Below are 18,646 nucleotides of genomic sequence, written 5' to 3' on the forward strand. Positions count from 1 at the left end.
ATGGAGCAGCATCGCTTAGCCGAGTGACATCATAACCATGAGCGGAACGCTGACCGCGCTGAAGTAAAACGTGTTAAATGCCGCCTTGTGGAAGGAAGACTTCCCAGCAGCTCTACGTAATTATCGAAACCCACAAAATAGCCGTCTACCGTTTAGGGAAGATAATTTAAGTAAAAAGTGGAGAAATATTAAAATATCTTAAATAGTGAACGCGGCCAAAAAATCCAATCCCTTCACCCCTCAAATCACATCAATTATGTTCCAACTGTAGCACGCATGTTTATACTCGGAGCACTTTTACGAGTAGTCGTTTGACTACGCCTAAAATCTGAGGTTTCGCCCATGAAGAAGATATGAAAATCGTGTACATCCCCAGACGGTTTCCTCCCCATAGATCGGTAATGATGCCGTTTCCGATAACGGCTGTCTCGTTACTGCGCGTTCCGAGTAGATTCAATGCAGCTAAAAACGCTTTTTTCTTCGGTTTACCGGCTTCGAACAATGCTGGAATCTCATGGATCTGTCCGTGACCATGCATCGGTGGTTTGCTGTTAGAGACGATGATCACCTTAATTCCGTATCGGGACTGCATGTTATTCAGCCAATCTTTCATCAAATCGGTTAAGGATTCAGCATTTTTCGTCGTTATGGTATTGGTCCAGTCAAGGATGATCCCTTTAATACCTGCCTGCTGGAGTGTTTCTCCGTCAATCTCATATATCGAGCGCGCAATTTTCGATGGTTTAAAAATAGACATACATATCCTCCACTACCTTGATATAAGTGAGCCAATCGTGTATAGATTGCCTTCATTCTGTTAAAATCATACTTTTGAACAATCATTTCTCTTGGATGGTCTGTATGTTTAGTTTCACCTAAACAAAAAAGCCGCGATTTCCGCGACTTCATAAGCATGTTTGTTTTTTCCTTCCGACAGGTAAGGATACTCGCTGCCTGAACGACGTAATGTTCCGAATCGATATCGCACTACACATGACGTGTTCCAACGAATCGTCTACAAGGCACGACGTCGATCATGCAGAACGAGCAGAATGATCATAATCATCATTACACCTAAGATGATACCGGCCTCTGTGGTCAGCATCCGCAGCAGCGGGTACTCTGGCGAGAACTGCGAATCGGTACGAATAGCGGAAAAGAGATTATAAGAGAACAGCATGCCCGACGAAATCCAAGCCAATGCCATCGGGTACAGAAAACGCTGCGACCCACGCCGGGAAGTTAGCACCAGCAATCCCCACGCCCCCGCGATGGACCACGCTCCGGTACTAAACGTCAGCAGATGCCACCACACATCACGATCGTCCAATCTGGCCGGATCCATGCCGAGGGTGCCTCCAACAGCCCAGAACACCTTAATGGTACCTAGCAGGATACAGCCGGCTCCAACCAGCTTGGACAATGTATGCTGCAGTCTCCAAGTATTACCAGGAAACCTGCTATAGTCAATCGAATCACCGAACGCCTCCGGCCACCGTGTCTTCGCATACCCTGCGAAGGCGAGAGGCAGACAAATGCCGATGCCAACGAGCGAGACCATGACAAAGAATTGTTCGTACACCCAAACATCGGCTGCCCCCGCTTCCTGATCCCGAGTCATAGCTGCCGGTCCTAGCACCGGTGCCAAGACCAGCATGGGAACGAGCAGACCCGTGCCAACCCATACGGGAAAGGCAATCAGCCATGCAGGCAGGCGTTCACCCCACGGCCTGGTGAACGCCAATGCCAGTAGAATTCCGATCGCCGCAAGCACTGCGGTAGCTGCGTTGATCGCACGCCAACTATCGTCTCCCATTTGCTCGGTTGGTATGAAGTAACCGAGGGTCCATGCCAGTTTAATCAACAAATACGGCGTCACCGCTATGGCAGCGCCATAACCACAAATTCTACGCATCTTTATCCATCGCGCTGTCTGGAGCTCTGCTGAAACTTTTTTATGCTCAATCTTCATGTTGGTTAACTTACCTCCTTAATAACTCAGCCTTCACTTTAAACCCCATTCTACCTCCCTTATCGAAAGACAAAGTGACCTCAAGTTTAAGTTTGGGTTAATTTCGTTTACGTGAAGCTGTAAACTCTCTATCCTGGATAGGTAAGTCAACGCTCAAAAAAGAAGCTGCGTATAAGTCACTCTGAGCGACTTGTACGCAGCTTCTTCCCTGGTCTTTGAAAGAAAAGGTTACATATATTCCAATAACAAATATAAAATCGATAACGAACTCGCATTCGTTTCAGATACAGTTACCTTCTCATAGCTTAATCTGTCTCGTGAGTTATAACACTGCAACTGCTATCAATCCAAATATAAAACGCACTTCCGTCTGCGTCGGATTTCATTTCCCATTGCATCCCCATCTCCTTGGCCATCATCGATACAATGGACAAACCGATCCCTGCGCCTTTTTCAGGCGTCTCGTTGCAGACGCCAGGGCCCTTATCGTTGATGACCAGCATCAGCTGCTTCTCACGATCAATCATTTGAATGCCGATGTAGCGACCCGCTCCCGCATGGCGTACTACATTCTGAAACACATTGTCCAGGATCCGGTTAAACCACAATGGATCCACATCCCATAATAACGTCTCATCAGGAAGCTCGACAAAGACATCAAATCCCTTAGCCTCGAATACTGGATACCACTGAGCCACTCGATTCCGGACTTCTTCTACGATATCAATCGGCTGTTTGTGCAGCGGATACTTCCCCGCCGATAACAGTGTGTATGACAGAAGATTATCCATCAGATTACTGATGTCGTCCAGCTTATGCTCGATGACAGAAAGTGAAACCTGTCCCTGGGGAGAAGCAGGATTATTGCGAACCGTATGGACATGTTGCCTGATGACAGTTAACGGGGTACGAAGATCGTGGGAAATCGTTGAAATGAATTGCTTGCGCAGTTCCTCCTCCTCCCGCTCCCGTTGTTGACTTTCTTTGAGCTCCTTCACCATCCGATTAAACGAGCCTTCGAGTTCTCCAATCTCGTCGTTCTTCATAATCGTGACTTCGTCGGGAATTTCTTTCAATCCATTTACGGTCATCGCGGATTGGAGCCTGATCAGTCTTTTGCGAAGCTTAATGAAGAACAGCCATGACAGCATAAAGAAGCATACACAAATCATTAGAAACAGAAAGATGAGCGGCAGGTTTCCCGATAGCGACATCTCTGCATCAAGGATATGGGAATCCGGGAGCCGCATCACCATAAAGCCTTGCTTCGGATCGTTTCCGATGAGGGAGGTTAAGAACAGCGTTTCTTGATAACGGTCTTGCGCTCGAATCGAGAGAATATCCTCATAAGTCCATTGCTCAGGTATATCTTCCGAGAGGTCTCTGACTGCATTCGTCCTCCCTGACGGGTCCACCCAAAATATTTCAGCATCCGGATAGTCCTCGTTCAACTCTCCCAGTCTAGAAATAATCCTATCCCTACCTGCACCGTCCAGGTTGTCTGCCTCCTGCTGCCACATGCGGGTTATCTCTTCCGGACGATATACTGGATGATCGCTAAACATATAACCAGGTAAATAAAACAGGGCTGGAATGATCGGCCATAGCAATAAGGCGGTCAAAATAAGGATCAGGTATTTGCTCATTAACGAGCCGCGGATCTTCATGATCGCACCCGGTATCCTACGCCGCGGATGGTCTCGATAATTTGGGGGGAGCCGGAATCCAGCTCGATCTTCTCTCGCAGATGCCGGATATGCACATTCAACGTCTTGTCTCCGTTCAGATGCGGCTCGCCCCATACGGCTTCATAAATCTGCTTCTGGGTCAAAATATGATTCAGATGGTCCAGGAAATACATGAATATGTGAAACTGCTTACCTGTAAGCACAATCTCTTCCCCGGTTACGGAATTCCATATACGGCTTCCTGTTCGGTCGATGATTAAATGCCGGATCAGAAGCTGTTCCGGTTCCGTAGTGACGGAGCGCCTGAGCAGGACTTGAATCCGGGCGGCCAACTCATCCGGATGAAACGGCTTTGTCATATAATCATCGGCAAAAGACAGTCCGGTAAGCTTATCCTCGATTGCGGTTCTGGCCGTAAGCATCAGGATGGGTACAGCGGGATTGATTCGTTTTAGCCGCTGACCGACCGTGAATCCGTCCAGACCCGGAAGCATGATGTCCAAAATGACAAGATCGCAATGTTCCATTGCTGCTTCCACATCATAGCCTGAACTCTTCCATATCACCTCATAGCCCTGACTGATTAAAAACTCCTTGGACCAGGAACCGATTTCCTGATCGTCTTCAATGTACAAAATAGTAAATGTCTTCATCGTATGATGGACTCCTAAAAGTAATATATAGGTAGTCTAGCATATTATGGCTGTCAGGAGATCGGGAAATCCATCGGAAAAATTCACGTAAATCACCAAGCATCGTCATAAGTTCACAACATGGATTTGTTAATGTTATCAACAGCCGGGAAAATCAATGCAGGCACTGGCAATATTCATACAAGTTGGAGGATGAATCGGACGGGGTCTTATCGACTTCATCAGGCGACAGATTAACACATACATGGGAAAGGAACGGATTGGATATGAAAACAATTGATATCGTAAAAGAAAACCTGCTTTTCATTCTCGGTCTCGGCGCTTTAGCGCTTGTCAGACCCATCATGAAGATGACCGGGATCATGGAGCTGATCGGCCAAGCATTCGGCAGCATTCTGATGACGGTTCTCATCTCTTTGGCCTGGCTCATGCTCGTTCTATTCAAAAGAACGGCTTATCCCGTTGTCATTCTTGTTTTTGCGGGTTTGAGTTATGCCTTATTTGCTATCATTATCAGCGGGATTACCTCTCCCCTTATCGATGGAACATTGCAAGGTCCATTAACGAATCCGCTGGCAATGATAAGTGTCTTTGCAATAAATGCGGTTTGGGGCTTAATCGTTGGCGTAATTGCCAATGTACTGCGTCGTAAAGGGTAAATAGTCGATAACAAAGAAATGGCGGCATAGGGGAACCCCCTGCACCGCCATTTCTTTATATGCAGCAGCTATTTGACCCCAACTACGATCACGCATACGGGTATGCCACTTCTGAGAACCCCCAACACCTGCTATGTTGGACAAGTCATGTGAATCCGTAATCTATACCACTGCCTGTTTCACGTGATGAAATTCCTCCAGCGCTTGACGTACGGCTTGAGGCGTATCGAGACGAAGTATGCGCTTCGCCAGCTCGCGGCATTCCTGACGATCCAGAGTAGCGAGCCTTTCCTTCATCCGGCTGAGACCACTTGCCTCCATGCTCCATTCGTCGAGCCCGAGTCCGAGTAAGAGCGGTGCCGCGAGCGGATCACCCGCCATACTTCCGCACATGCCGGTCCATTTACCGGCCGTGTGGGATGCCTCAATGACCGTGCGGATTAGATGAAGCACGGCTGGATGATAATAATCGTACAGGTGCGCGACATGTTCATTCATGCGGTCCGCCGCGACCGTGTACTGCACAAGGTCGTTCGTACCGATGCTGAAGAAATCGACTTCGCTCGCGAATCGTTCCGCCAACACGGCCGTTGAGGGAATCTCAACCATGATGCCAACTTCCATCTGCTCGTCGAACCGGATGCCGTCCTGCCTCAATTCCGCCTGCACTTCCGTCAGGATGGCTCTTGCCTGCCTCCATTCCTGCAGGCCGGAGATCATCGGGAACATCACCTTTACCGTTCCGAAGGCGCTGGCCCGCAGCACCGCCCTCAGCTGCGTGCGAAGCAGCTCCTGGCGTACAAGCCCTACCCGTATCGCACGGTAGCCCAGGAACGGGTTCGTTTCCTTGGGCAGCTGCAGATACGGAAGCTCCTTATCTCCGCCGATGTCCATCGTGCGGATGATTACGGGGCGGCCCTCCATCGTCCGGGCCGCTTCCTGATAGGCACGGAACTGCTCCTCCTCGCCCGGCATGGCCGGGGCGTTCATGAACAGGAACTCCGTGCGGAACAGCCCTACGCCGTCCGCGCCCTGCAGGACGGCGGTCTCGGCTTCCGCGGCGCTGCCGATGTTCGCCGCGAGTTCCACGCGCGCGCCGTCGGCGGTCACTGCCGGGCGCGCCGCGTACGCCTCGAGCGACTGCCTGCGCTCGAGGTCCTGCAGCATGCGGAGCCGATACTGCTCCGCTTCTGCCTTGTCCGGCCGGGCAACGCACAGCCCGGCGGATCCGTCGAGGACGAGCGTGTCGCCGTCCTCAATGCCGTCGACGCCGTCCCCAGCGCCGACAATAGCCGCAATCCCGAGCGACCGTGCGAGAATAGCGGTATGCGAGGTCGCTCCTCCAGTGCGAGTAATAAAACCGATCACCAAGTCAGGGTCCAGCTGAACCGTATCCGATGGTGCCAAATCGTCGGCAACCAAAATTACCTGTTCGGTGATACCCGTAAAGCCGCGCGAATGCCCTGGCGACAGACAAGCGAGAAGACGATTGCCGATGTCACGTATGTCTGCGGCGCGTTCCTTCATATAATCATTGTTCATGCCTTCCAACATGGAAGCGACCTGACTCACAATTTCGGCAACGGCCTTTGGCGCTGGCTCCAGATTCTCCCGAACCCGCGTCTCCATCTTCGGATAGAAGGCAGGATCCTCCAGAAGCTTCCGCTGCCCCGCAAGAATACCGGCTTGCTCTTCGCCCACGGCTTCCTTCGCTTTTTCCGTCAGCGCATCCAATTGCTCCGCACAACTGGCTTTGGCTTCACGGAGCTTGATAAGCTCGGCATCGATAGCGGCCGGTGTATCGGGAATATCCTTCTCATCGGGGCTGCTGTCGCTGTTTGCCCCCTGCGAAGGTTTGTAGATGTATGCCTTTGCGATCCGGATTCCCTCCGATACGCCGACTCCTTGAATTTGCAGCTTCTTCATCAGGCTTCACCAAACTTGCTTTCGACTAGCTGAACCAGAGCTTCGACTGCCTCTTGTTCTCCATCTCCGTTAGCTTCGATGGTCACGACAGCCCCTTGTTCAATGCCGAGCGTCATCAGCTCCAGCATGCTTTTGCAATCCGCGGAGCGTCCTTCGCTAGTTCTCAGATGAACCTCTCCTCCAAACTGTCCCGCTTTTTCCGAGAAAAGCTGAGCCGGACGGACATGAAAGCCCTGCTCATTCTGTATGGTTACGGTTTGTGTGAACATGTCTTTCCTCCTCATCCTGTAACGGCCTGCCGAGACAATTTTCTTGCAGAAATCGCAGTTACGGCTTCACTCTTCCGTATCCCTGACGTTCGCGTGCTTGATCTTTGCCAGGCGGCCTGCTTTATTTATTGTTCAAGATCCTGCTCATGGGCAATTCGTATATATGCTAATAATGACTGCTTCCCGTTTAGGTAGGATGATATTCGTTTTCGGACTTACGTTCATTTCGGAAGCTAAGCTACTTCTCGCTAAGCTCATTCTTATCATGCCAGTAAAGCGATCCGTCCTTTATAAGCCTCAACCAGCGCTCTGTTGTGTTCATCGGAACCATCGATATTTCCGCTGAGAAATACGGGGGGGTTGAAGCCTTTTTCAATCATAATCTCAATAGATTCGGCGAACAGGGAGTTCAAAATGAGGGCCCCGATCACCGTCGAGCTCGGCGTAAAGGGTACCTGGAGGCCCGGATGGCTCAATACGGCATCGCCCTTGACCGAGAAATTGTCGATCACCAGATCAACGGCATCCGCCAGATGCTTGCCGCTGCTGTGTCGGGAGGGCATGCTTTTGGAATATTCCAGAGAGGTAATGCCTACAGTAAAGGCCCCCTTCTCCTTCGCCATCAAAGCGACATCTACAGGAACGGGATTTCGCCCCGAAGTGGACAATACGAATACAATCTCGCCTTCGCGAATATCCTGCTTCTCCATAAACTCAACAGCAAGATCGTTTTGTCTTTCCAGCTCGGACGACCGGACCGCGCCTTCATGAAGCATCAGCTTCTCAACCAGAATCGGACGAATCGGTACAAGCCCGCCTGCCCGGTAAAAGACTTCTTCGGTCAATATATGTGAATGTCCGCAGCCGAACAAGTGAATAATCCCGCCCTGCTGAATACAAGTCGCTACCTTCTCCGCCGCTTCACGGATCGGCTTGGCCTGCTCGGTTCGAACTTTGTTCAACAACCCGCCAATCACATCAAAATAGGTGTTCATCATCGTCTTTTTCACCTCGTTGTTCCTGTAATTGCAATGCTATCTGTTCTCTTCCGGTTGATCATCGGTTGACAAAGCACTTTTGGCTCGGAGAACCATCCCGGCCATCACTTCCAAACTGCGCTCGATGATTTTCTCCCCCTTCTCCCTCGTTGCCAGCGTTGCATCCCCAAGCACGGCAGTGGAAGTCATTTCCTCCCACGGCGTTGGCGTGCAATCCGCTTCGATCGGGATCTGCGGGGCACCATCGATCGCCTTGCTCATGTCCACATATTCGCCCGCGAGATAGAGCATATAGGATGTCTCGATTTCATCGGCATGCATATAGCTCGCGTGCGCAGCCGAAGCTTCTCGTACCAAAGCCGTTACTTCCTTCGTGCCAGGGTAAAAGAAGTAGAACACTTTTAGTGCGGGCACCCGTTCGTATAACACTCTCGCAGCTTCCTTCAGTGCAACCGCATTGCCGAGATGGCCGTTCACCATGACGAAAATGCGGAATCCTTGCTGGTACAAGCTTTCGCCGATATCTGCTAACAGCCGGATGAGTGCTTCATTTGAGACGTTGATGCTCCCCGGGAAATTGCGCAAGCTCCACACCTGGCCATAGGGGAGGGTCGGCAGAACGAAGCTCTCTGTCCGTTCGGCTAATTTGTCCGCGAGTCTGGTCGCGAGCAGGTTATCCGTGCCCAGCGGCAGATGGGGACCATGCGCTTCAACGGCACCAATAGGAAGGATGGCAGCACGGAATTGGCGTATTTTATCCTTCACCTCATCCGAATTTTCGAGTTCGAATTTCATAGTGGCACCCCCCTTACTTTTTAAATGAAAAGCAGTTGGCCGGGTTGCTTACGAAAAATTTCTTCACCAGCTTTGGTCCGTCAAAGCCGTTTCGGTTCGCCTCGTCCACAAAGCGCGGTACCCATTTGGAAATAATGTACTCCAGACCGAGACCCTGATCGTAATGCTTGTAGTAGGTTTTCCGGGCGGTATCTCCGCTGATGAGGATTTGATCTTCGAAGCCTTTGCGGACAAGCTCCAGAATAAGCGAGATTCGGGTGCTTTCCGGTGCATACTTGATCTTGCCGATACCGTCGAAGCTCATAAAGGCCCCCGTTGCGGCGATCTGCTCGTGATAGTACGGGTCGGGATTGCGGTCCATATGCCCCAGACTCAAAAAAGACAGATCCACACCTTCGCTCTTCAGGAGCTCGATTTGCTCCAGCGCCATGGTGCCAACCTCGGTATGGGAATGAATGGGCGCCTTTGTCTCATGATGAGCGCGCGCTACAGCACGCAGCGTCTTCTCCTCCAGAGGCGTAATGCGGTTATAGCCTGTCCCGAATTTAACCTGGCCTGCTTTGAAAGACGTTCCCTCCAGCCCTTCTTCAACCTCCCGGATGACGAAATCCGCCAGCTCGTTGATGCTTTTTGCTTCAATCCACTGGGCGTAGGTTTCATAGTGGCCGATCAGCGGTTTAAGCTCCTCTTTGATTTTGGCGTCCCACAGAAAGCTTTTGTTGAAGCCCGCCGTTCCTACAATATGAATGCCGGTTTCAACTGCGATTTCCTGTACCGCTTGAACATCTCGTCCATAATCGATGGCTGTAGCGTCCACGATCGAGCGTCCGCCGTGTTGTTTGAAGTCAAGAACGTCGAGCTTGGACTTCTCTTTATCGTCCAGGAGCAAATCGTCCTCGCCCCGTTCCTGCCAGTAGGCCGGACGGCATACGATATGTTCGTGGGAATACGTAAAGCCCAGTTTCTCTTTGCTGATATCTCCATGTAAAGTACGAATAAAGCCCATATCGTTTCTCCTCCACTCTCTATAAAATTGGAACCTGGCCAGATCTCTAAAAATGCGTGTTCAACATTCAAAAAGTCAGCTGCTTTTTGAATAACCTCTAGAAGAACAGCTTCGCCAGGAAGTGCAGAATCGGCCCAATGATGAACATATCGGAATCAGCTGCCCACATGGCCGTATCCGGCACCGTCGAGGCGATAAAGAAGCGAACCATCAGAAACTGTCCCCAAGCGACCACGGTTGAAGTGATGAAGCCGCCAATAACAGCTCCGCGGACACCGCCTGTCGAATTCCCGAATACCCCCGCCGTAGCCCCGTGGAAGAATAAGACGATCATCGTTGGCACGAAAATGTATGATACGGTGTTGCCAAGTACAAGCAGCCAGATAATCGCTCCGGCGAAAGCTCCCAGGAAGCCAAGAACCACCGCATTCGGCGCGTAAGGGTATACAACCGGCGCATCCAGTGCCGGTTTGGCGCCTGGTACCAGTTTAGTAGCGATCCCGTTGAAGGCCGGAACCAGCTCGCCGACAAACATCCGGACCCCCATCAGAACGATGGCGATTCCGCCTGCGAATGTGAACGATTGGATAATGGAGTAGATAATAAAGTTCTGGTCACCCGATTGTTTCATCAGCTCCGCAGCCGCCGGCGTGCCCTTCGTCGACAGAATAATGGCTCCGATCAGGAACAAAACCCCCATGCTGAGTGCAGTGATGACGTTGGAATCGCGAAGAAACTCGAAGCCTTTGGGTACTTTGATTTTCTCGGAATCGTTGTTTTTGTTGCCGAATAATTTACCGAACAAGGCAGCTAGCAAGGCAACCGAGGCCGAGGTGTGACCAAGCGCAATGTTATCGTTGCCCGTAATTTTACGAAGGAACGGCTGAACCAGCGCCGGCTGGAATGTCCAATACACACCAAGGACGACAGCGACCATAAGTACCAGCTTCCAGATCGGGATGCCGCTGGCCGCATGAACGATCACGCCCGCAAAAACGGTCGACGTCCAGAACATCATGTGTCCGGTCAGGTAAATAAATTTAAACCGGGTGAAGCGTGCCAGCAGAACGTTGATCAGAAAGCCGATGAGCATGGCGAGCGTAACGGCGCTGCCGAATTTGGAATTGAATGCCTCCTGCCCCATGAAGGTACCGAGGGTTCCGCTCTCCAATCCGAAGACTTCCTTCCACATCGGCTCGAATACATTCAAGGCTTTCACGATAACATCAGAGCCTGCACCGATGATGAGGAAGCCGATAATCGCTTTAAAGGTGCCGCTTACAAGCTGGCTCGTTGATTTCTTCTGAAGCAGAAGGCCGACCAGAACGATGAATCCGAGCAGAATGGCGGGCGTTCCAAAAATGTTGGTGGCAATCCAAAAAAGTACGTCCATATGCCCTCTCCCTTTCTAATGGTTTACAGCACTTCTTCCAGCTTCTGTTTGATTTCGTTAGTGTCGAAATAGTTGTTGACGATCACAATTTGGGCCGCATGCCCTTGAAGGCTTTGGGCCAGCTCGTTGCTTGTAATGATATAGTCGGCTGCGGTTCCGGATGCCGTTGACACGTCCGTGTGCTCCACGTCGGCACTTACTCCCATACCGCTCAGGACGTTCTCCACATTCATTCTCAGAATCAAACTCGTTCCTTGTCCAAGACCGCATACGCATAAAATTTTCATTGTTCGTTCCCCCTAATGAGTTGTTGGATTGTCTCAACATCCGTTGCATGCATGAATTGTTCAATGCTGCCCGGGCTGCTCAGCAAGGTGGTCAGCTTGCGCAGCATGGCGATATGCTCCGAACTTGAGGAGCCGCCAAGCGCAAATACAAGCTGTACCGGGTCGTTGGCCGCATGGCCGAATACGACCGGTTTCTTCAATCTAATCAGCGAGACGGACGCTTCCTTCACCCCATCCTCCGCACGGGCATGCGGAAGTGCGATATGGGGTGCAAGAACAAAGTACGGACCTCTTTCACGATAAGATTTCACCATGGCGTCGGCATAACGTTCTTCCGCCGCACCCGCTTTCGCCAGCAGTTCTCCCGCTAAGCGGATCGCTTCTTCGGCCGTCTCGGCCTCAACATCCAAGGCAATTAGCGACGGTTCCAAAAATTTCATTCTCATCTCTCCCAAATCCGGTATTCTAATCGATGCTAAAGACCGGTGTGTAATTGCTGCAGTATCTCTTCTTTCGTCTTGGCCTCTTTCAGACGGATCAGGCTCTCCTTCTCCCTGAGCAGGATGGTCAGCTCCGACAGCGCTTTGAGGTGGGATTCGCCGTCAATCGCAGCCAGTACCAGAATGACCTGAACTTGATGCCTTGCTTCTTCTGAGAAGGCGACAGGTTCCTCCAGCCGCAGCAGACTGATGCCCAGCCGCCGGACACCATCCTGCGGCTTGCCATGCGCAATCGCGATACCCGGAGCAACGACGATATAAGGGCCTAGCGCCTCGACTTTGGAGATCATCGCATCAATATAGGCTTCATCGATGCGCCCATCCTTCAGCAGGGGCTCGGAGGCATCGCGTACAGCGCTCCGCCAGTCGGCAGCTTTTCTTTTCATTTGGATCATCTGTCCGGTGAGCAGATCCGATAGAGATGGCTTGCGTGCTTCACTCAGCCATGTTTTCCCAACGGACAAGTAATGGTTCAGCTCCTCCGTAAGACCTGCTTCGTCCCTAACCACGGCGTATTTATGGACGATATCGAGCAGTGCTTGAACCGAGTACGCCGGGGTCTTAGAATTACGGCCGGCAACCATGTTGACCTGGTTCAGCAGGTGCTCCTTATCCTTATCGCTGAGAATCGGATTCACTAAGAGAACGGGCACTTTGCTATCCGGCAATGGGACCGTTGAGAAAATAAAATCAACATGGTCTTCATCAAAGGACTCGTAATTCCGCAGTGAGAGCACGGCCGTAATATCCACTGCCGAGAAAAGGTTCTCCAGCTGCGATTTCAGCATTCGCGAAGCGGAAATGCCGTTGACGCAAACGATGGCTGCCTGTCGCCGTACGGCCGGCTTCGTGTTCTCTCTGCGCAGCCAGCCGCCGAAATGCATCGCGAGATATCCGATTTCGTTGTCGTCAAGTTGACGCCCAACCAATTGTTCGAACGGAGCCGCGGATCGGCGGGTCAGCTCGAACACTTCCCTGTACTTGGATAGGATATTTTCGAGCAGCGGATTTTCAAGACCGAGTCCGTATACGATCCGATAATAAGCCGGCTTCAAATGAACAAGCAGATTCTCTTCCATCGTTTCTCTGTTCGGCAGGAATACGCAGGCATAACGCTGAAAATCATCCGTCATCTGTCTGGTCACTTGCCGAAGCTGCTTAAGCACCTCTTCGGATCCGGTCATCTGTTCCATCCGGTTAACCCTGGCTCCCAGTAAATGCATCGTAAAGTAGCAAATCTCTTCGTCCGGGATGGAGACGCCGAACATTTGGCCAAGACCTTCGGCAAGCCCTGCGGCAACTTCGTACTCCGGTTTCCTCCGCAGCACGTTTCGTTCATCTTCATCTATCGAGATAAACTGTCCGGTCTGAATCCGCCTTACATATAACAGGAACCGTGCCGTCAAATGAAATAACATCTCATCCGTCAAATCTACGCCCAGCGTTATTTCGCTATCCGAAATCAGGCGATACACCCGCTTCAGGTGACCTGACTTCATAGGGGGAAATAAGACTTGGGCGAGATCCGGACTTTCCGATTCCGGATTCCGGTTAAATATCTGTTCCCAGCCGGCATGACCGAAAATCTGTCCGAAGTATTGGCTCAGGGCCTTCCGCTTGTCACGTTCCTCCCCATGTACGCCATAGCCCCGCTTGCGGTCGTAGGTTACTTTAAGTTTCGAGATCTTCATGTCCGACCGAACCATATTCAAATCCTTGAGTACGGTCCCTCGGCTAACCTGCAAAAGGTCCGTAAAATGATGAACAAAGAGCGGAGCCTCCGCCGATAACAGATAAAGCGACATCCAAGCCATTCTTTCCCGTGGGGACAAATAATACTGCTGTGTTTGAGGCTTCCCGGTCGACTGCGGAAGACCGGACCGGCTTTCATCCGGCAAATAATAGCCGACTGTCCTGACGTATTTGACCGGCGGAAGATGAACCGCTTTCAAGTAGTCGTTTATTTTTTCCATATCATAATAGACGGTTCGTCTGGAGATACCGACCTTCTGCATCAGTTCTTCCAGCGACACATAATCGGCTGCTTCATGAAGCAGCGTCAAAATCCGGGTACTTCTTTCGTCCAGAATACGGCATCAACTCCTTTGCCGTTTAGTGTGGTACCTTTTGCAATTCGATTATACCCACAGGCATTTCATGAAAGACAGTTCAATTCATGGAGACCCTTTTGTGCAAAAATGAACTCAAGTGTTTAAAGTTATGTAGACCGTCAACATACTTTTCATTAAATAACTCCGCGAACTTTTCAATTAAGTAGGTTATATGCACAAAAAAAAAGCACAGGCGAAAAGGGCCCATGCAAGATTTGGTTTGCTTCCCGATTGCTATGTTAAATCAATGCCTCTGCATTCTGAAGTAAGTAACGTGCAGCATCGCTATGGACATGTTTGCCGCTCTGTGCTTGAATTTCGTGAATAAAACTGTTCAGTTCACCCTGGTCGAGCTTTGTCCTCAAGCTGTTCGCGATGCCGTTGTTGTCAATCCATCCGCCCTTCTCAAACCTTGCGACCAGCGCTTTGAGCGATTCTGTAGTCGCCGTCGTTTGGAAATCCACACTGGCTCTCCCCATATTTCCTGCTGAATCGTAAACTGTAAGTTCTAATGAATGACTGCCCACTGGCAATGTAAACAGTGGAATCGTTGCGCCTTGTTCCAGAGGCCGACCGTCAAGCAACAAAGTTATCTTCTTAGAATCGACGCCGGACAAATCATCGCTTACATCAAATTGCGGCAATAAGTCCTGATCAATACCGTAGCTTTCTGCTGCCGGATCGCCAAACGTAATAAGAGGGGCCTTTGTATCCAGATTAAATTCAATCATCTTCGCGGGCTCTAGGTTACCCGCATCATCCTTTGATCGATAGCTTATTGTATATTTGTCGTCTTCACTGAATGTAACAGGTCCAGTGTACGGCTGCCATGAGCTTCCACCGTCCAGACTGTATACCGATGCGGTTACTTCTGATAATGAATCCTCCGCGGCCAACGATAGCGTTACAGGCTGGACATACCAACCGTTATCGCCGTCCGGCTTCTCCGGGGATAATGTCGCCAGCGTGTTTGGCGGAACCGTATCCTGCGGCTCGAACAGAAGCACGGGCCGGTAAGCTGCATTCGTATGCTCCTTAGAGCCGTACATCACCCAGCCGGTCGAGCCATAGTTGGTCGTTTGAGCCAGCTGAACGGCGATTGTACGATCACCAGCTATGGCCGCATTCACTTGTGCCGTTACATCCAAGGTTGCCGGCGTCCCCGCTGCCGGGACGGTCCAGCTTCCGATTAGGCTGCCGGCGGCAGGCTTGTTGTTCCATGTCATGCTGCTTTCGGTCCATGCATGATTGCTAACTTCAAAAGCGACGCCTTGTGTGTTGGCAAGTCCGGCACTTGTCGGAACCAGGCGGATTTGCGCGCTTTTGACCTGATCCGGCAGATGAGATAAATCAAATTTCAAATAGGAGTACCTGTGATAACCTGCGTTGGGATCGTTTTTGATAACCAATTGATCGGAAGATCCGAAGTTCGTGTTTGCATAAGACCCGCTGCGTACGTAGACATCGTCGGAAGGCAAGATTGCGTATCCAAGCGTTACGAATAATTCATTGGATGCGGCGCTTTCGTTACCGGCGCCATTAAGTGCTTTTATCGTAAAATAATACGTTGCCCCGTCGGCTAGCCCTGTGACGGTATACTGGTTATTTCCGCTGACTGCGGATATATCCACAGTATTCGTATAGTTGCCGGGCGCTGTCCCGTAATCAATTCGGTATCCTGTTGCTCCTGCGCTTGCGGACCATTTCAGCGCAGCTGAACCGGGTCCTGGCAAGGCTTCGATCAATTGTGGCGCCACTGGCGGCGTCGTTGACCCTGTGCTCAGCTTAGCCAGGAACGTTTTCCCGATCGCTCCCGCCGTATTGACTTCCAATACCGTCGTCGGTGCAAACTGCTTCACTGTAACCCCCGGGTCGAGCCGCAACGTGCCGGTTGTCGCACGGTGAATTTCGACTTCAATAGTCCCTCCGTTTGCTTGGGTCGGATCTGAAACCCCGATTTGCAGCTCATCTCCGCTCTCAACGATGGTGACGGATGATTTCTTATTGCTAGTTAAGTAATCGGCTCCGTTCACTTGAACGGTTTCAACCGCATCCTTCCAAAAGTTGGCTCCGACCGCCATTTGATCGGTGGTCTCCATCACCGCCTGTACGTTTCCCGTGTTTTTCAAAACCGTAAAGCCCGGGTTCGCCGCATAACCGGCCGCCTCACTCGTTGTCGCCCCCGGATAAACGGCATAGGCATAGGAAGCTTGCACCGGATCGATACCGTGATTTAGCGCAAGGCTGGCGTATTGCGCGGATAGAAGCTTATCGCTTCCATCGGTGTTGATATCCTTCCAGGAGCCGGATCTCGTTTCTCGAAGACCATGGACCGTCGCCCCTCCAGGGAATACGTACGCGATATCCGCTCCGGGCTCGCTTCCAGACAGATGCGCCCACTGTACGCCTGTCATCGCCTCCGTCCACCCCGTCGCCGCAGGCTTAACCGTTCCATCAACCGTCAACGTATTTGAACCGTTCTCGTTCAGCTTGCGATTTTCAACGATCGTCTCTACTGATCGACCTCCGGTGCTCGAAATGTCGGATCCGAGCGCTATATATTTGTCGCCGAATAGAAACCATGACTTTTTGCCGGATAACGAAGTACCCGTGTTTTTCGACATCGAAAATTGCATGCCGACCGTACCGTAAGGGCCATCAATCGATGAACCGCCTACCCAATTCGATGTATTGAATTTGAAGCTGAACGAGCCCACGCTCCCCGTAGAGCCGTCCGTAGTCGTTCCCGGTAATCTCACCGGATCAATCGTTGGCCAATAGGCCCCCGAAAACTGCGTCTGGTCCGCATTGTACATGTAGGCTGCGCCTGCGCCTTGCCACCATGGCTTGGTATTTTCGCCGTTGCCGTATTCAAAAGCCGAAATCCGCGTCGAGAACATACCAAGCGCCAGGCCGAAATCAGGCCTTAAGTGTACGGCGCGATCCATCCCTGCGAATACATGGGTATCGATCATATCGCCTGCGGGTTCAACGGATGGATCGCCAAGCAGTGCTTTGATTTTGCCGATGCTGAAAATGGACAGCCCCTCCGTATAACTCGGGAACGTTGTATCCGACATCATTTGGCCTTTGGCAATTTGGCGAACCGTTGCGGCATCCCGAGCGTTCAGGCCGTCGGCCAGCATGACGAGTGAAGCCAGGATTTTCCGTCCCGCCTGGTGATCCTGTGAACTTTCGCGCGATATCGCACGCCCTCGCACCGTATCCATCATCGCGCCTTTATACAGAAAAGGGCGGTAAGCCTCCGTTACCCAACGAATGACATTCGCGATATTCGGGTCCGTCACATCCCAACTCGAACCTCCTAGAAGATACAGCAGCTTCGCCATATCTTCGAGCAGAACGGCACCGTAGCTTCCTGTATACGCGACATAGTCATGCTGGATAAATGAACCGTCCTCGTAAAAGCCGTCCCTGCTCTGTACATACAACAACACCTGGCTGATCGCGTCACGGCCTTGCGCAATCTTGGCATCCGATTTATTCAGCACGCCGCGCAAAGAGACAATTAGCGCTTTATCAAGCCGATTCGCACCGGTCTCCCGGAGTGAAGGAGAATTTGTGCGATAGGTTGGATCCGGAACGAATTTGTCCAAAGCCTTCGTGTAGTTAGCTTTTTGCGTTGCGGACATTTGATCATAAATCAAGACCATCGCATCCGTCAGATTCATCGGCACGCCGATTTCCCAATCCCACCAATTTCCTGTCTCGCTCTTCGTTTCGTTATATTTGTTCGCATACATCCAGTCCAGGCCACTTAGGATGTCTGCAGCCAGCTGCTTATCCCCTTTGAGGGAAGACCCTGTTGTGGAATAGGCCAGAGCCATTTCCTTCAGCCTTACATAGTTGGATGAGATCGTGCTGGAGACACTCCAATTCGCCAGATCGCTCCACAGATAAGTTCGTCCGGCGTTTGTGTTCATCGCTGACCAGTGCTTGTTCGCGTTGGTTTCGATTTGGCTGATTTTCGCTGCAATTTCCGGGTCCGACGTGTCGATTGCCGTCCCCCCGGTCAAATATACATGCCACCTTTCCCTCAGCAAATCGAACTCGTCTGCAGCGCTTGATGCTTGTATCGGTCCGGTAAACAACAAAATGGGATACAGCATGAAACTGGTGAGAAGAGAAACCACCATGCATTTCCGCCAACGTAAATTCATCACAATACCACCTTCCATCATTCAAATTAGACTGCCAATGGTTAGCCCCAGCATCCTTTTGCATGAATTCCGTCTGTTTCATCACCCCCCTCCCGGCTTTAACGCCATCCGAATGATCCACTTCAGGCTTTAATGACAACGACAATCCTTGTTTTGTTATAAAATATCAACTTGCAAAATACGAGATCGAGAAAAAGCCACATTCAAA

The 18,646-nt window shown here is 51.1% G+C and carries 15 protein-coding genes; 1 reads left to right on the forward strand and 14 read right to left on the reverse strand.

What is annotated here, in order from left to right; all coding sequences use genetic code 11:
- Nucleotides 1-280: 280 nt before the first annotated feature.
- The 4 genes from BJP58_RS05210 to BJP58_RS05225 all read right to left on the reverse strand — a co-directional run bounded on the left by BJP58_RS05210 (nucleotide 281) and on the right by BJP58_RS05225 (nucleotide 4,313).
- Nucleotides 281-757: a YqeG family HAD IIIA-type phosphatase gene (locus tag BJP58_RS05210; protein WP_194543081.1), complete on the reverse strand. Its 477-nt coding sequence runs from the start codon at nucleotides 755-757 to the stop codon at nucleotides 281-283.
- A gap of 258 nt (nucleotides 758-1,015) precedes the next feature.
- Nucleotides 1,016-1,972 (reverse strand): hypothetical protein, encoded by a 957-nt coding sequence (locus tag BJP58_RS05215; RefSeq protein ID WP_194543082.1) that lies wholly within the window; start codon nucleotides 1,970-1,972, stop codon nucleotides 1,016-1,018.
- 305 nt (nucleotides 1,973-2,277) lie between these two features.
- Entirely contained in the window at nucleotides 2,278-3,618 is a 1,341-nt protein-coding gene (locus BJP58_RS05220; protein ID WP_194543083.1) for a HAMP domain-containing sensor histidine kinase, read from the reverse strand.
- Nucleotides 3,619-3,635: 17 nt separating this feature from the next.
- Nucleotides 3,636-4,313, reverse strand: coding sequence for a response regulator transcription factor (locus tag BJP58_RS05225; protein WP_194543084.1), 678 nt, complete (start codon nucleotides 4,311-4,313; stop codon nucleotides 3,636-3,638).
- A 266-nt stretch (nucleotides 4,314-4,579) separates the two neighbouring features.
- On the opposite strand from BJP58_RS05225, the gene BJP58_RS05230 reads away from it, so the two are divergent.
- The gene (locus tag BJP58_RS05230) at nucleotides 4,580-4,972 is read left to right on the forward strand and encodes a hypothetical protein (RefSeq protein WP_194543085.1); all 393 of its coding nucleotides are present in this window, start codon (nucleotides 4,580-4,582) and stop codon (nucleotides 4,970-4,972) included.
- Between the two features lie 162 nt (nucleotides 4,973-5,134).
- Here the strand turns inward: BJP58_RS05230 and ptsP are convergent, their stop codons facing one another.
- The 10 genes from ptsP to BJP58_RS05280 form a co-directional block, all read right to left on the reverse strand.
- Entirely contained in the window at nucleotides 5,135-6,898 is a 1,764-nt protein-coding gene (gene ptsP, locus BJP58_RS05235; RefSeq protein ID WP_194543086.1) for a phosphoenolpyruvate--protein phosphotransferase, read from the reverse strand.
- Nucleotides 6,898-7,167, reverse strand: coding sequence for an HPr family phosphocarrier protein (locus BJP58_RS05240; RefSeq protein ID WP_194543087.1), 270 nt, complete (start codon nucleotides 7,165-7,167; stop codon nucleotides 6,898-6,900). Before BJP58_RS05240 ends, ptsP begins: the two co-directional genes overlap by 1 nt.
- A 263-nt stretch (nucleotides 7,168-7,430) precedes the next feature.
- Entirely contained in the window at nucleotides 7,431-8,165 is a 735-nt protein-coding gene (locus tag BJP58_RS05245) for an SIS domain-containing protein (protein WP_194544834.1), read from the reverse strand.
- A gap of 36 nt (nucleotides 8,166-8,201) precedes the next feature.
- A complete protein-coding gene (locus BJP58_RS05250) occupies nucleotides 8,202-8,960 on the reverse strand; it encodes a creatininase family protein (protein WP_194543088.1) in 759 nt (252 codons plus the stop codon).
- 13 nt (nucleotides 8,961-8,973) lie between these two features.
- Nucleotides 8,974-9,966, reverse strand: a complete 993-nt coding sequence (locus BJP58_RS05255; protein ID WP_194543089.1) for a phosphotriesterase family protein — start codon at nucleotides 9,964-9,966, stop codon at nucleotides 8,974-8,976.
- A 97-nt stretch (nucleotides 9,967-10,063) separates the two neighbouring features.
- The gene (locus tag BJP58_RS05260) at nucleotides 10,064-11,359 is read right to left on the reverse strand and encodes a PTS ascorbate transporter subunit IIC (protein WP_113058963.1); all 1,296 of its coding nucleotides are present in this window, start codon (nucleotides 11,357-11,359) and stop codon (nucleotides 10,064-10,066) included.
- A 23-nt stretch (nucleotides 11,360-11,382) separates the two neighbouring features.
- Complete coding sequence (locus BJP58_RS05265; protein WP_113058962.1) at nucleotides 11,383-11,646, reverse strand: PTS sugar transporter subunit IIB; 264 nt, start codon at nucleotides 11,644-11,646, stop codon at nucleotides 11,383-11,385.
- Nucleotides 11,643-12,086 carry a PTS sugar transporter subunit IIA gene (locus tag BJP58_RS05270; protein ID WP_194543090.1) on the reverse strand — a complete coding sequence of 148 codons (444 nt, stop codon included), beginning with the start codon at nucleotides 12,084-12,086 and terminating at the stop codon, nucleotides 11,643-11,645. The genes BJP58_RS05265 and BJP58_RS05270 overlap by 4 nt, the downstream gene beginning before the upstream one ends.
- Nucleotides 12,087-12,121: 35 nt before the next feature.
- Entirely contained in the window at nucleotides 12,122-14,236 is a 2,115-nt protein-coding gene (locus BJP58_RS05275; protein ID WP_336245464.1) for a BglG family transcription antiterminator, read from the reverse strand.
- 260 nt (nucleotides 14,237-14,496) lie between these two features.
- A complete protein-coding gene (locus tag BJP58_RS05280) occupies nucleotides 14,497-18,438 on the reverse strand; it encodes a polysaccharide lyase family 8 super-sandwich domain-containing protein (RefSeq protein ID WP_194543092.1) in 3,942 nt (1,313 codons plus the stop codon).
- Between the last annotated feature and the right edge of the window lie 208 nt (nucleotides 18,439-18,646).

The sequence above is a fragment of the Paenibacillus sp. JZ16 genome, from assembly GCF_015326965.1.
Lineage (GTDB): Bacteria > Bacillota > Bacilli > Paenibacillales > Paenibacillaceae > Paenibacillus_AQ.

What these genes read in the sequence shown, in the direction of transcription:
- BJP58_RS05240 (WP_194543087.1), bottom strand. Translation starts at nt 7,167, where the DNA reads ATGTTCACACAAACCGTAACCATACAGAATGAGCAGGGCTTTCATGTC.
- BJP58_RS05260 (WP_113058963.1), bottom strand. Translation starts at nt 11,359, where the DNA reads ATGGACGTACTTTTTTGGATTGCCACCAACATTTTTGGAACGCCCGCC.
- BJP58_RS05280 (WP_194543092.1), bottom strand. Translation starts at nt 18,438, where the DNA reads ATGAATTTACGTTGGCGGAAATGCATGGTGGTTTCTCTTCTCACCAGT.
- BJP58_RS05215 (WP_194543082.1), bottom strand. Translation starts at nt 1,972, where the DNA reads ATGAAGATTGAGCATAAAAAAGTTTCAGCAGAGCTCCAGACAGCGCGA.
- BJP58_RS05210 (WP_194543081.1), bottom strand. Translation starts at nt 757, where the DNA reads ATGTCTATTTTTAAACCATCGAAAATTGCGCGCTCGATATATGAGATT.
- BJP58_RS05265 (WP_113058962.1), bottom strand. Translation starts at nt 11,646, where the DNA reads ATGAAAATTTTATGCGTATGCGGTCTTGGACAAGGAACGAGTTTGATT.
- BJP58_RS05255 (WP_194543089.1), bottom strand. Translation starts at nt 9,966, where the DNA reads ATGGGCTTTATTCGTACTTTACATGGAGATATCAGCAAAGAGAAACTG.
- BJP58_RS05225 (WP_194543084.1), bottom strand. Translation starts at nt 4,313, where the DNA reads ATGAAGACATTTACTATTTTGTACATTGAAGACGATCAGGAAATCGGT.
- BJP58_RS05245 (WP_194544834.1), bottom strand. Translation starts at nt 8,165, where the DNA reads ATGATGAACACCTATTTTGATGTGATTGGCGGGTTGTTGAACAAAGTT.
- BJP58_RS05250 (WP_194543088.1), bottom strand. Translation starts at nt 8,960, where the DNA reads ATGAAATTCGAACTCGAAAATTCGGATGAGGTGAAGGATAAAATACGC.
- BJP58_RS05270 (WP_194543090.1), bottom strand. Translation starts at nt 12,086, where the DNA reads ATGAAATTTTTGGAACCGTCGCTAATTGCCTTGGATGTTGAGGCCGAG.
- ptsP (WP_194543086.1), bottom strand. Translation starts at nt 6,898, where the DNA reads ATGAAGAAGCTGCAAATTCAAGGAGTCGGCGTATCGGAGGGAATCCGG.
- BJP58_RS05220 (WP_194543083.1), bottom strand. Translation starts at nt 3,618, where the DNA reads ATGAGCAAATACCTGATCCTTATTTTGACCGCCTTATTGCTATGGCCG.
- BJP58_RS05230 (WP_194543085.1), top strand. Translation starts at nt 4,580, where the DNA reads ATGAAAACAATTGATATCGTAAAAGAAAACCTGCTTTTCATTCTCGGT.